This is a genomic window from Gordonia sp. (in: high G+C Gram-positive bacteria) (genome assembly GCF_047600565.1).
Taxonomy (GTDB): Bacteria; Actinomycetota; Actinomycetes; order Mycobacteriales; family Mycobacteriaceae; genus Gordonia.
Map to the genome: position 1 here is coordinate 2020955 of NZ_JASGKN010000001.1, position 12410 is coordinate 2033364.

Below are 12410 nucleotides of genomic sequence, written 5' to 3' on the forward strand. Positions count from 1 at the left end.
GCACCGAGTTGCCTAGACTGACCTCGTGCTTCTCTCCGATCGCGACATCCGCGCCGAAATCGACGGCGGACGACTGGGCCTCGACCCGTACGACCCGAAGCTCGTGCAGCCGTCGAGCGTCGACGTGCGCCTGGACGGCCTGTTCCGGGTCTTCAACAACACGAAGTACACGCACATCGATCCGGCGCAGCGTCAGGACGAGCTGACCACCCTGGTGGAGCCGGCCGAGGGCGAACCGTTCGTGCTGCATCCCGGAGAGTTCGTGCTCGGTTCCACCCTGGAGGTGTGCACCCTGCCCGACGACCTCGCCGGCCGTCTGGAGGGCAAGTCGTCACTGGGCCGCCTGGGTCTGCTCACGCATTCGACCGCCGGGTTCATCGACCCGGGCTTCTCCGGCCACATCACGCTGGAACTGTCGAACGTCGCGAACCTGCCGATCACGCTGTGGCCGGGAATGAAGATCGGTCAGCTGTGCCTGTTCCGGCTGTCGTCGCCGGCGGAGAACCCGTACGGCTCGGCGGGCATGGGCTCCAAGTATCAGGGCCAGCGGGGCCCGACGCCGTCGAAGGCGTACCTCAACTTCGAGAATCCCTGATCGGACGCCGACCATGACCGTTCCCGGACATCCCGCATGGCTGGACGCCTTCGACGTCCCGGCCGACGCCGCCGGCGCGGTCCTCGCCCTCGACTTCGGCGACTCGGGTCTGTGGGCGGCCCGTCTCGACCCGGCGATGAACGTCGAGGCCACCACGGCCGAACCGCGGATCACCCCGTATGTGATCGACGTCCGCACCGCGACCTACCTCCGTGACACCGGCGCCGTCCCCGAGGCGAGCGATCCGGCGGTCTTCGCCGAACTGGTCGACATCGTCCGCCGGGCCCGCGAGTCCCTCATCGAACGCGACAGCGTCCTGTTGATGGGCACCCAGCAGCTGCGTCTGACGACGGTGAGTCTCGACGCCGTCATGGCGGCCACCGTCCCCGAGGTCAATCGCGTCCACGGCATGGTGGTCGAGCTCGCCGGCAGCGAACCGGTCGCGGCCGTGCTCCTGAGCCCGGGCGCCGACCAGTGGCCGGGCCTGTGGGAGTCGATGACCGAACGCGGCTACACCATGCTGCTGCCGGGCGACCCGTTCCCGGTCACCTTCGCCGGCGACGACGAACCGACCCACACCCTGCTGGATCGGGTCGAGGCCTCCACCGGGTCGCTGGCCTGGGAGGTGAGCGACGCCGAGGGCACCGAAGCCGGCGACGACGCGGCCCCGTCCGGCTCCCGATCCCGCCGCGGACGGGTCCTGGCCGGTGTGGCGGCACTCGGACTCGTGGTGGCCGGTGGTGCCGGCGTGGCGCTGGCCGTGCAGGGCGGCGACGAACATCAGCGGCCGACCGCCCAGACCGCTACCCCGTCGACGTCGGCCAACGCGCACGAGGAGGAGCAGCGTCCGCCCGCGACCGCGGCCCCCGAGGACATCAGTGCCGCGCGCGCCAGCATGTCGCGCTACGTGCCGCCGGCGCCGAAGTCCACCGCCCGACCGACGCAGACCGAAGCGCCCACCGGGCCGAAGCCGGCGCCGCGCCCCCGCCCGAATCCGCGACGGACCATCCCGAACCCGATTCCGGGACTGCCGCCGATCGTCATCGGCTAGCGCGCCCGGCTCACGACGCCGGCCGCGACACCGGGGTGAGGCGGGCCGTGCCGGACACCGTCTTCCACGACTTGCCGTAGAAGGTGCCCGACCGCGGATCGGCACGGTTCACCACGTAGAACCAGTCCATCTGGGTGGCCGACGGCGTGACCGTCAGCACCGAGTAGCCGTGATGGTCGGTGTCCACCCATCGGGCCTGCGGATTGCTGGCCGGGATCACCACCGACGCCGGGGCGTCGAGAGTGTTCTCCGGCACCGGCACCATGTCGTCGAGGTTGTTCGAGGTGATGGAGGTGCACACCAGTTCGGTGGCGACACTGCCGCTACCCGGATAGGTGCCGACGTTGCGCGGCACTTCGCACGCCCACGACATGTGGATGTCGCCGGTGATGAAGACCGTGTTCCTCTTGCCGCTCTTGTCGATGGCGGTCAGCAGCTTCTGCCGGTCGGCCTGGTAGCCGTCCCACGAGTCGGTGTTGAAGGGGACGCCGTGTGCCGGCACCCCGAGCAGGTCGGTGAGCGCCCGGGTGCGGGCCGGGTCGAGCGGCGGGATGACGACCGGGGTGATCATCACCGAGTTGCCGATGATCTGCCAGCGGGTGGTCGAGGTCTCGATGCTGTTGGTGACCCAGTTCATCTGGCGGGCGCCGGTGATGGTGGCGGTCGACGACTCCGACTCGGTCGACGTCATCGAGGGCTGCTCGGTGCGGTAGGTGCGCAGGTCCAGCATGTTGAGCTCGAGCAGGGTGCCGTAGCGGAATCGGCGGTACAGGTGGCGGCCGTTCTCGTCGACCTGCGGACGCACCGGCATCCACTCGTAGTAGGCCTGATCGGCGTGCGCCTTGCGCGGCGCCCACGGCCCCTGCGTGCGCGGATCGTGGTTCTCGGCGCCGCCGGACCACGAGTTGTCGGCGGACTCGTGGTCGTCCCAGGTGCAGATGAACGGGTGGGTGCGGTGCGCGGCCTGCAGGTCGGCGTCGGTCTTGTACTGGGCGTGCCGGATCCGGTAGTCGGCGAGCGAAACGATGTCGTGGCGCGGGTCGTGGGTGCGCACGCTGCCGTCGTGGCCGCCGTATTCGCCGGCGCCGTACTCGTAGATGTAGTCGCCCAGGTGCACCACGGCGTCGAGGTTCTTGCGTTCGGCCAGCTTGCGGTAGGAAACGAAGTAGCCGGCTTCCCAGTTGGAGCAGCTGACCACACCGAAGCGGATCTTGGACGGGTCGGTGTCTGCCGGCGGGGCGGTCTTGGTGCGGCCGACCGGGGACGTCGCACCGCACGCGCGGAACCGGTACCAGTACTGGGTGGCCGGGGCCAGACCGCTGACGTCCACCTTGACGGTGTGGTCGCGGGAGGCGTCGGTGCCGGCGCTTCCGGAGGCGACGATCGAGGAGAAGTCGGCGCTGCGCGACATCTCCCAGTCGACCGTGACGGCCGGGCCGCGTCCGGAGCCGGGTTTCGCGTCGGCGGTCGGGGTGACGCGGGTCCACAGGATGATCGCGTCGGGCAGCGGGTCGCCGGAGGCGACGCCGTGTGCGAAGACGGTGCGGGCGGGTGCGGTGCCGTCGGCCGTCGCGCGGCCGGCGGCGGCCAGGGAGGCGCCGAGTACTCCGGCACCGGCGATCCCCGCGGCGCCGACGGCGAACGTGCGGCGCGAGATCGCGGAGGGGCTGTCGATATTCACACACGGCACCGTGTCAGATTCGGGTGACTCGATGCGGACCAGGCCGTTGACCCCGGGTTTCCGGAGGTTCACGCGCCGGTGAATTCGCCCGCACCTCTCACAAGCGACACCCGCGTACACAAGCGGCCCCGACCATGCCATCAGCCGATGGTAGGTTTCTCCGCATGTCTGCACAGCTGACGCCCGCCTACGTGCTGGGCGGCAACCGCATCCCGTTCGCCCGCTCGAACGGCAAATACCTCGACGAGACCAACCAGAGCATGCTCACCGCCGCCCTGAACGGCCTCGTCGCCCGCTACGGCCTGTCCGGCGAACACCTCGGCGAAGTGGCCGGAGGTGCGGTGGTGAAACTGGCCCGCGACCACAGCCTGACGCGCGAAACCCTGCTCGACACCACCATCGCCCGCACCACCCCGACCGTCGACCTGCAACAGCAGTGCGCCACCGGCGGCCAGACGGTGGTGCACATCGCCAACAAGATCAGCTGCGGCCAGATCGAATCCGGGGTCGCGTGCGGCGCCGACACCACCTCCGACCCTCCCATCGGTTTCGGGCCGCGCCTGCGCGGACAACTGGTGCGCATCAACGCGGCGAGATCGACCGCCGACCGTCTCAAAGAGGCCGCGCGCCTGCCGCTCTCCCTCGATCTCGACATCCCCAGCCCGTCCGAGCGCCGCACCGATCTGGTGCCCGGCGCCGCACAGGCCGTCACCGGCCAGGCCTGGGGCGTCACCCGGGCCGATCAGGACGAGATCGCGCTCGCCTCGCACACCAACCTCGCCAAGGCCTACGACGACGGCTTCCTCGTCGATCTGGTGACACCGTTCGCCGGTCTCACCGAAGACGACAATCTGCGACGCGGCCTCACCATGGAGAAGCTGTCGACGCTGCGCCCCTGCTTCGGCGGACCGGACGGCACCATGACCGCCGCCAATTCGACCACCCTCACCGACGGAGCGTCCTCGGTACTGCTCGGCACCGCGGACTGGGCCGCCGATCACGGCCTGACACCGCTCGCCCGGATCGTCGACGCCCAGAGCTGGGCCGTCGACTACGTGGACGGCGACCCGAAGACCCAGGGTGTGCTGATGGCGCCCGTCTACGCGGTCAGTGAGCTGCTGCGGCGCAACGATCTGACGCTGCAGGACTTCGACTTCTACGAGATCCACGAGGCGTTCGCCTCCCAGGTGCTCTCCACGTTCGCCGCCTGGAACGACCCCGACTTCTGCCGTACCCGGCTCGGGCGCGACGAACCGATGGGCGAGATCGACCGCAGCCGGCTCAACGTCACCGGCGGCTCCCTGGCGACCGGTCACCCGTTCGGCGCCACCGGCGGCCGCATCACCGCGACGCTGGCGAAGCTGCTGCAGGCGAAGGGCTCCGGGCGCGGGCTGATCTCCATCTGCGCCGGCAGCGGCATGTCGGTCACGATGATCCTGGAAGCCGCCTGACCCGAGCTATTTCACCTCGCGGGTCATCACCCGATAGATCCCGATCAGCATCGGGATACCGATCCAGACGACCGCGCACACCAACAGCTTGGCCCACGACCCGGCACCGCCGACATCGGCCAGCCGCGACAGCACCGTCCGCGGATACAGCCAGTCGCCGAGACCGTCGAGATGACCCTGCCCGGCGAGCAGCAGCAGCGGCACCACCGTTTCGGGCAGCACGAAATAGGCGGCGATCGCGCCGGCCGTGTTGAGGAACAGCAGACCGAAACCGACGGCCATCAGGACGTCGAAGGCGTCGGCGACGAACACCGCCCCCACGATCCGGCCGGTATCGCCGAAGTCGCCGCCGCGGACCGCGGTCAGCAGCGCCGCCAGCACCACGACGACCACGGTCACGGCCATCGCGAACGCGACCACGGCCACCAGCTTCGCGGCCACCACCCGCTCCCGGCGAGGTTCCAGCGTGAACGTCGTGACGACCGCACGCTGCCCCCACTCCCCGGTCACCAGCAGGATCGCCAGGATTCCGACGAACGCGCGGGAGATGGTGGCGAGGACGTCGACGAGCGTCTCGAACGCCGGCGTCGCCGACCCGGCGACCATCACCAACGAGACCGCCGCCCAGCCGAGCAGCATCACACCGAGCAGCCACAACGGGGCCCGGGTGTCGAACAGTTTGCGGATCTCGACGGCCAGGGTTCGGCCGAACGACACCCCGGCCCGCGTCGGATCGATCCCGACCCGGCCGATTCCCGGCGCACTCATCGCTGCGCTCCACCGATCATCGCTGCGCTCCTGCCGTGAGTTGGAGGTACATCTGTTCCAGACGGCCGCTGCCCGCCGTGCGCAGTTCACTCAGTGCGACACGGGCGTCGAGTGCCACCCGCCCCACCACGTCGGCCGGCGCCTGCACGTAGAGGCCGCCTTCCGTCGACGCCCGCACGCCGACACCGGCCGCGGTCAGCGCCTGCGCCAACGCGGCGTCGTCGGACGAGCGCACCTGCGTGCCCGGCTCACCGATCAGCGAATCCTTGGGCCCCTGCGCCACCACCGCGCCGTTGCCGATCACGACGATGTCGTCGGCGATCAGCTCGATCTCGTGAAGCAGATGTGAGGACAGCAGGACCGTGCCGCCGCCGTCCGCGAATCCGCGCAGCAGCTGGCGCATCCAGTGGATGCCGGCCGGGTCGAGACCGTTGACCGGCTCGTCCAGGATCAGTACGCGCGGATCCCCCAGCAACGCGTTGGCGATGCCCAGGCGCTGCCGCATGCCGAGCGAATAGTTGCCGATCCGGCGTCTGGCCTCATCAGGTGTCAGGCCGACCATGGACAGCACCTGGTCGACGCGCGCCGCCGGCAGCCCCATCGTGGTGGCGCTGAGCCGGAGGGTTTCGCGGGCGGTGCGGCCGTCGTGGAACGCCGAGGCGTCCAGCAGCGAACCCACCTGCGACGCGGGGTTCGGGATGTCGCGGTACAGGTGACCGCCGATCGTCGCCGAACCCGAGGTGGCCGGGGTCAGTCCGGTCAGGACCCGCAGCGTGGTGGACTTGCCGGCGCCGTTAGGGCCGAGAAAACCGACCACACGTCCCGGCGCGCACGTGAACGACACGTCGTTGACCGCCGTGAAGCCGCCGTAGGTCTTGGTCAGATGGTCGACGACGATCATCGGCGCCGGCAGCGAGGGAGCGGGTCCGGTCATCACCCTCGCGATTCTGTCAGACCTCAGATCTGATGGCCGTCCCATTCATGATCGTGCATGAAGCCCTCGGCCAGACCGACGTGGTACCTGCGGCAGTTGGCGAGGATGTTCGCGTACGCCGCCGGCAGCATGAGCGCCGGCTTCGGATCGTCGCGTTCGTAGATGACGTCGTCGGCAGCCCGCATCTCCCGGAGGAAACCGCGGAACGTGTTACCGGGCAACGCATCCTTCTTCCACCCGTACAGCGCCATCCCGACACCGATCATCCGGGTGCGCCCGGCCGGCGGTTCGATCAGTTCGGTGTTCGTGCCCAGAAATGCGCGAGCCACACCGTCGGACGGTTCGAACATCATGATTCCGCTGGTCGCGCGCGGATTGCATTCGATGGTGAACAGGCCGCGGTCGGCGTTCTCGATGAAGTCGAAGCCGACGTGCCCGGTGAATCCGGTCTTGCCGATCACGTTCCGGACCCACTCGATGATCCCCGGATGTTCCACCTGCTCGAAGGTGAGGCACGACGAGCCGCCGATCGCGTACTGCACCGGATAGGTGGCGTGCGCGTAGACTTCGCCGTCCCGGCACACCGAATAGGTGCAGTACCGGTCGCCGTCCAGCCACTCCTGTGCGATCCACGGATTGCTGGGATCGAAGGTCAACTGGTTGAGATGGTCGCCCGGGTAGGCCTTGTACACCTTCTGGGACCCGCGCGAATACGACTGCTTGACCGCGAACGGACCGTCGAAGTCAAGCTTCGCGATGTCCTCCGGGCAGCTGATCGACGCGTACTTGAGGGTGGGCACCCCCAGGCTGGTCAGCAGGTCCGAGTACTTCAGCTTGTTGTGCAGCGAATCCTCGAGCTCGAACGGCGAGAGGAACAGGTCGCACGTCGGCGGGAACAGTCCCGCCATCATCGACAGGATGTCGGTCTCTTCGTGAATCGGGATCACCATGTCGATCGCCTCGGATTCGACGATGGCGGCCACATCCCGGCAGTAGTCCTGCGGCTGATACTTCGGCGGCGCCACCCGGTGGAAACCGGAGACGGCGATCGAATAGCGGCTGATCGCGATCGGCACGCTGTCGCACACCTGCACGGTGTGCCCGGCCGCGGCCATCAGACGCGCGAGATTCAGCGTCAGGAACGACCGGCCGAAGGTCACCAGGATGCGCTTGCGTTCGACGTTCACCACATGACCAGGCTAGCGGGGAGCTGTCCGGCCCCCTGATAGCGTTCTGACGTGTTCGCTTTCGGGATCGTCGCCGCGATGATGGCTGCCGTCGCGTACGGCATGTCCACCGTGTTGCGCGCACTCGGAGCGCGTCGTGTCGCGGTCGCCGAACGCGTCGAGGCCGACGGCGACACCGGAATCCAGACGCCGCCGTCCGACGAATCGGGCGCACCGTCGGTGCAGTCGACCGTCGCCACCCTCACCGATCCCGCCTTCATCCTCGGCACCGTGATGGTGCTGATCGGCTTCGCCGGCGGCGCGATCGCCGCCCGCTTCCTGCCGTTGTTCCTGGCGCAGTCGATCGTGTCGGCCAATCTGGTGGTCACCGCACTGGTCGGCACCCTGATCCTCAACATCAACCTGCACACCCGCGACTGGGTCGCCATCTGGCTGGTCGTGCTGTCGCTGTGCATGCTCGGCATCTCGTCGGCGCCGCACGCCGACGACGAAGCGTCGGCGACCATCCACTGGGGACTGCTGGTCGCCGCCGGCATCATCGGCGCGGTCGGCTTGGTCGGCGTCTACCGGTTCGGCACCTGGGCACCCATCGTCGGCGGCTTCGCCGGCGGACTGCAGTTCGGTGTCATTGCGATCGCCGTCCGCATCCTCGACGGGGTCGACCCGTTCGATCTCGCGAAGCTGCTCACCGATCCGGCCGCCTGGGCCATCGCGGTGGCCGGCGCCAGCGGCTTCTACATCCAGACGGTCGCCCTGCAGGTGGGTGCGGTCAACGGGGTGACCGCCGTGCTGGTGGTCGGCGAGACCGCGGCCCCCAGCCTGATCGGTGTCCTGTTCCTCGGCGACCACGCGCACCCCGGACTGGGCTGGCTGGCCATCAGTGGCTTCGTCGGCGCGGTGATCGGCGCGGTGCTGGTCGCCTGGTACGGCAGCGGCGACCCCGACCACTTCGGTGAGGCACCCGCGGAACTCGGGGGCTGGCGCCGCGGCCGCGTCGAAGAGTAGAGTCTGACCATCATGACGTGGAAGCTTCTCGTAACCCGCCGCAGCGGGGTCTGATCACGACCGACCCCCCGCTGCGGGTTCGTCGTACCTTCCTTCTTCACGACTTCACGTCGGTCACCAGATCTTCGACCGGAATGAAGCCACGAGATGCCCACCGTTATCCCCCGTTCCTCACACTCGATTCGTGAGGACCAGCCCATGAAGTCCCCCTGTTCGTCGACCGCGATCGCCCTCGAGGGGCTGAACGTGGAACCCGACACCGCCGACACCGTGTTGTGTCGCGCCCGGCTGCTCGTCGACCGCCGCGCCCTGGACCTGGAGGCCACTGCGCCCGGACCGATCGGCGCGATGAGCGAAATGCTGTACGGCCTGGGTGCCGGCGTCGAAATCGTCTCGCTGTACCACCAGCCGGACGGCGCCGACGTCGCCGCCTACGTGCAGTGCGAGCGGAACGGCCGGCGCTGCTGGTCGTACGGCCGTGCCCGCACCGGGGCCGAGGCCACCGTCCGGGCCCTGATCGCCGGCGCCAACGAACTCACCGGCCGCCTCGCCGCCTGACTCCCCCGGGCTCCCCACGCACGTTGAGCCCTGAGTCACTCACGCTCGTTGAGCCCTTCGACTTCGTGTCGTCGCAAGCTCCGCCACGAGCTCAGGAACCACCTGTCGAAGCGAGCCTCCTTTCGACAAGCTCAAGGAGCGTACGGCGAAGCGCAAGGAGCGTACGGAAGCTCAAGGAGCGTATGCCGGCGTCAGCGCAGCCGTTTGCGGAGTTCCGGCCACGACCGGCCGAACCCGGGATGCAGCGGCAGACCGTCCACATCGTCTTCGCGCACCCAGCGCAGTTCGGTGGACTCGCCGTTGGCGGTGGTCGTGAGCTCGCCGTCGGCGCGGGCGATGACCGTCGTATAGGTCCAGCCGCTGACCGCCTGATGGGTCACTTCGGTGTCGACGACGGAGATCGCGTCGGCCTCGATGCCGGTCTCCTCGTGGGCTTCACGGACGGCGGCGTCGATCGCCGACTCGTGTGAGTCGCGGGCGCCGCCGGGCAGGCCCCAGGTGCCGCCCTGATGGGACCAGACGGCCCGATGCTGAAGGAGGACGGCGTGTGCGCCGTCGGCGAGACGGGTGCTCAGCAGGAGGCCGGCCGCACCGTGCAGTCCCCAGTACCGGGCGCCGTCGGGGTCGAAGACCCAGCCGTCGCCGTCTCCGTGCACCGTGACCTCCCAGCGAATCGTCGTACCCAGCCTACCGGGTGGTGCACACGCATCCCGGGTTCTGCCGACTAGGGTTGGAAGGCGGAGAGGGAGGCCGATCCGTGAGCCCGCAGTCGTCGACGGTACGTACCGCGCTGACGCATGCCGGTCGCAGCGTTCTCCCCGAATCCACCCAGTCCAATCCGCGTCTGCGGCAGGTGATCGCCGACCGCCGCGAGATCGCCGCGATGACCCGGGAACGGGTCAGTTCACCGATCAGCACGATGCGGTTCTATCTGCTCACCTCGCCGGGAAAGCTCCTGGTCATCCTGCTCGGGCTGATGTTGGCGTGCCTGCTGACCGGCTTCTATTCGGCGTCGGCCCTCAACACGCGCAGCGCCACGCTGGAGAGCCTGATCGACCGCACCGAGCCACAGGCCGAGTCGGCGGAGGTTCTCTACAGTTCCCTGTCGGTGGCCGATGCGGCCGCGAACTCGGCGTTCATCTCCGGCGGCCGCGAGTCGACCGGGTTGCGGGACCGCTACGCCGACGCCATCGCGAGCGCCGGTACCGCACTGGTCGCTTCGGCCGACGGCGCCGGACGCGACACCGCCCGGCACGACGACCAGCCGTCGGTGCACGACGACCTGGAGACCCTGTCCACCCGGATCCCCACCTACACCGGGGTCATCGAGACGGCGCGCACCAACAATCGGCTCGGCTATCCGGTCGGGTCGGCGTATCTGGTGCAGGCGTCGTCCCTGATGCAGGACACGATGCTGCCGGCGGCTCAGCGCCTGTACGACCAGCGATCGGCCGCCATCTCCGAACCGCAGCGCACGCTCACAGTGCCGCCGTGGGGTGTGTACGTGGCCTTGTTCATGACGATCCTGATGCTGTTGCTGTGCAGCCGCTATCTGGCCCGGCGCACGCGGCGGCACTTCAACTCCGGCTACGTGGCCGCAGCGGCGGCGCTCGTCATCGGCATGTTGTGGCTGCTGGTGACCGGACTGACCTCGGTGGCCGCCGCCAACACGGCGAAGAACAACGGCGCCGAACCCCTGCACGAGCTGACGACCATGCGGATCCTCACCCAGCAGGCCCGTTCGGTGGAGACACTGACCCTGATCCGGCGCGGCGATCCCGGCCAGCGCGACCGCACCTTCGGGCAGTCGGTCGACCAGATCCGTTCGATGACCGGCACCCTCTTGGACGAGCATCCGCACGATCCCGGAATCCGCGACCCACTCGACGACGTGAGCCGTTCCCTCGACGGCTGGGAGCGCGCCCATCAGGCGGTCACCACCAAGCTGGCGTCCGGCGATTTCGAGGGCGCCCGCGATCTGACGATCGGTAGCGGCGGTGACAGCACCGCCACCGGCTACCAGCAGGTGAACGATGCGCTGCTGCGGGCCATCAACGACACCCGCGACACCTTCCGGGAGAACATCAACACCGCCCAGCAGCTGCTCGGCTACACCGGTACCGGAATCGGCACGTTGTGCTTCGTGGCCGCGATCGCGGTGCTGGCGGGCATGATCCCGCGGCTCAGGGAGTACCGATGAGGCGGCCGCTGCGCCGGGCCGCCGGCGTCCTCGTGACGGTCGTGACCGCCGGGACGGTGCTGGCCGGCTGCGCCGCCGACACTCTCGGCCAGACCGATCCGCCGACCACCACCGCCGTGCTGCCGACTCCGCCGGGTGCGTCGTTCGGGGCGCAGCCGCCGGAGGGCGTGGAGGCGTCGTCGTGCGATGCGACGTCCAGCCTGCGGCCGTCGAGCACCTTTGCGCCCGGGCAGATGCCGAGCGGGTCGACGATGGAACGGATCTTCCAGCGCGGTCGCCTGGTGGTGGGCACCGACATCGGCAGCAATCCGCTCAGTTTCCGCGATCCGATCTCCGGCGACATCGAGGGCTTCGACCTCGACATCGCCACCTGGCTGGCCGACGCCATCTTCGGTGAACCCAAGATCGAGTACCGGATCCTGACCACCGACGAACGTCTGTCGGCGTTGCAGAACGGCGAAGTGGACGTCGTGGTGAAGTCGATGAGCATCACGTGTGACCGGCGCAAGGCCGTCGAATTCTCCGAGCCGTATCTGACGGCCGGACAGCGGATCCTCGCCTACCGCAACTCGGGGATCAACGACGTCGCGGATTTGAAGGGCAAGAACGTGTGCGCCACGCAGCGGTCGACGGCGCTGGCCCGCATTCAGACGGAGGTGCCGGCGGCCCGGCCGGTGAGCGCCAGCAGTTGGGCGGACTGCCAGGTGATGATGCAGCAGGGTCAGGTGGATGCGATCGTCGGTGACGAGCCGATCCTGGTCGGTCTGGCCGAGCAGGATCCGTGGGTACAGATGGTCGGTGATTCGATCGGAACCGAGTACTACGGCGTCGGCATCCCGTTGCAGCAGGACGACATGGTGCGGTTCGTGAACGCGGTGCTCGAGCAGCGGCGCGGCGACGGCAGCTGGCAGCAGTCACAACAGCATTGGCTTCCCGATCTGGCCGGTTCCCCTCCCCCGACGAGCTACCGGGACTGACGC

The 12410-nt window shown here is 68.9% G+C and carries 12 protein-coding genes; 7 read left to right on the top strand and 5 right to left on the bottom strand.

Annotation, left to right across the window (positions count from 1 at the left end; all coding sequences use genetic code 11):
* Nucleotides 1-25 precede the first annotated feature (25 nt).
* Both dcd and QM774_RS09850 read left to right on the top strand, forming a co-directional pair.
* On the top strand, nt 26-595 hold the full coding sequence (gene dcd / locus QM774_RS09845) for a dCTP deaminase (RefSeq protein WP_414975702.1): 570 nt from the start codon (nt 26-28) through the stop codon (nt 593-595).
* Between the two features lie 13 nt (nt 596-608).
* Nucleotides 609-1646: a hypothetical protein gene (locus QM774_RS09850; RefSeq protein WP_414975703.1), complete on the top strand. Its 1038-nt coding sequence runs from the start codon at nt 609-611 to the stop codon at nt 1644-1646.
* A 10-nt stretch (nt 1647-1656) separates the two neighbouring features.
* Here the strand turns inward: QM774_RS09850 and QM774_RS09855 are convergent, their stop codons facing one another.
* Complete coding sequence (locus tag QM774_RS09855; protein WP_414975704.1) at nt 1657-3327, bottom strand: alkaline phosphatase D family protein; 1671 nt, start codon at nt 3325-3327, stop codon at nt 1657-1659.
* Between the two features lie 164 nt (nt 3328-3491).
* Between QM774_RS09855 and QM774_RS09860 the strand changes: the two genes are divergently transcribed.
* A complete protein-coding gene (locus QM774_RS09860) occupies nt 3492-4778 on the top strand; it encodes an acetyl-CoA C-acetyltransferase (RefSeq protein WP_414975705.1) in 1287 nt (428 codons plus the stop codon).
* Nucleotides 4779-4784: 6 nt separating this feature from the next.
* On the opposite strand, the gene QM774_RS09865 is transcribed toward QM774_RS09860, so the two are convergent.
* The 3 genes from QM774_RS09865 to QM774_RS09875 are packed head-to-tail and all read right to left on the bottom strand — an operon-like array spanning nt 4785 to nt 7670.
* Entirely contained in the window at nt 4785-5546 is a 762-nt protein-coding gene (locus QM774_RS09865; protein ID WP_414975706.1) for an ABC transporter permease, read from the bottom strand.
* A 16-nt stretch (nt 5547-5562) separates the two neighbouring features.
* Nucleotides 5563-6447 carry an ABC transporter ATP-binding protein gene (locus QM774_RS09870; protein WP_414976640.1) on the bottom strand — a complete coding sequence of 295 codons (885 nt, stop codon included), beginning with the start codon at nt 6445-6447 and terminating at the stop codon, nt 5563-5565.
* A 56-nt stretch (nt 6448-6503) separates the two neighbouring features.
* On the bottom strand, nt 6504-7670 hold the full coding sequence (locus QM774_RS09875) for an ATP-grasp domain-containing protein (RefSeq protein ID WP_414975707.1): 1167 nt from the start codon (nt 7668-7670) through the stop codon (nt 6504-6506).
* Nucleotides 7671-7745: 75 nt separating this feature from the next.
* On the opposite strand from QM774_RS09875, the gene QM774_RS09880 reads away from it, so the two are divergent.
* Together QM774_RS09880 and QM774_RS09885 are read left to right on the top strand one after the other, a co-directional pair.
* Nucleotides 7746-8672 (top strand): EamA/RhaT family transporter, encoded by a 927-nt coding sequence (locus tag QM774_RS09880; protein WP_414976641.1) that lies wholly within the window; start codon nt 7746-7748, stop codon nt 8670-8672.
* 198 nt (nt 8673-8870) lie between these two features.
* Nucleotides 8871-9230, top strand: a complete 360-nt coding sequence (locus tag QM774_RS09885) for a hypothetical protein (protein ID WP_414975708.1) — start codon at nt 8871-8873, stop codon at nt 9228-9230.
* A gap of 191 nt (nt 9231-9421) precedes the next feature.
* On the opposite strand, the gene QM774_RS09890 is transcribed toward QM774_RS09885, so the two are convergent.
* Nucleotides 9422-9886 carry an NUDIX hydrolase gene (locus QM774_RS09890; RefSeq protein WP_414975709.1) on the bottom strand — a complete coding sequence of 155 codons (465 nt, stop codon included), beginning with the start codon at nt 9884-9886 and terminating at the stop codon, nt 9422-9424.
* 101 nt (nt 9887-9987) lie between these two features.
* Between QM774_RS09890 and QM774_RS09895 the strand changes: the two genes are divergently transcribed.
* Nucleotides 9988-11430 (top strand): hypothetical protein, encoded by a 1443-nt coding sequence (locus QM774_RS09895; RefSeq protein ID WP_414975710.1) that lies wholly within the window; start codon nt 9988-9990, stop codon nt 11428-11430.
* Nucleotides 11427-12407, top strand: a complete 981-nt coding sequence (locus QM774_RS09900) for a glutamate ABC transporter substrate-binding protein (RefSeq protein ID WP_414975711.1) — start codon at nt 11427-11429, stop codon at nt 12405-12407. Before QM774_RS09895 ends, QM774_RS09900 begins: the two co-directional genes overlap by 4 nt.
* Nucleotides 12408-12410 lie beyond the last annotated feature (3 nt).

Bases quoted from the DNA above. Each gene is read 5' to 3' on its own strand.
- QM774_RS09850 (WP_414975703.1), top strand. From the start codon at position 609: ATGACCGTTCCCGGACATCCCGCATGGCTGGACGCCTTCGACGTCCCG.
- QM774_RS09860 (WP_414975705.1), top strand. From the start codon at position 3,492: ATGTCTGCACAGCTGACGCCCGCCTACGTGCTGGGCGGCAACCGCATC.
- QM774_RS09885 (WP_414975708.1), top strand. From the start codon at position 8,871: ATGAAGTCCCCCTGTTCGTCGACCGCGATCGCCCTCGAGGGGCTGAAC.
- QM774_RS09870 (WP_414976640.1), bottom strand. From the start codon at position 6,447: ATGATCGTCGTCGACCATCTGACCAAGACCTACGGCGGCTTCACGGCG.
- QM774_RS09880 (WP_414976641.1), top strand. From the start codon at position 7,746: ATGATGGCTGCCGTCGCGTACGGCATGTCCACCGTGTTGCGCGCACTC.
- QM774_RS09900 (WP_414975711.1), top strand. From the start codon at position 11,427: ATGAGGCGGCCGCTGCGCCGGGCCGCCGGCGTCCTCGTGACGGTCGTG.
- QM774_RS09865 (WP_414975706.1), bottom strand. From the start codon at position 5,546: ATGAGTGCGCCGGGAATCGGCCGGGTCGGGATCGATCCGACGCGGGCC.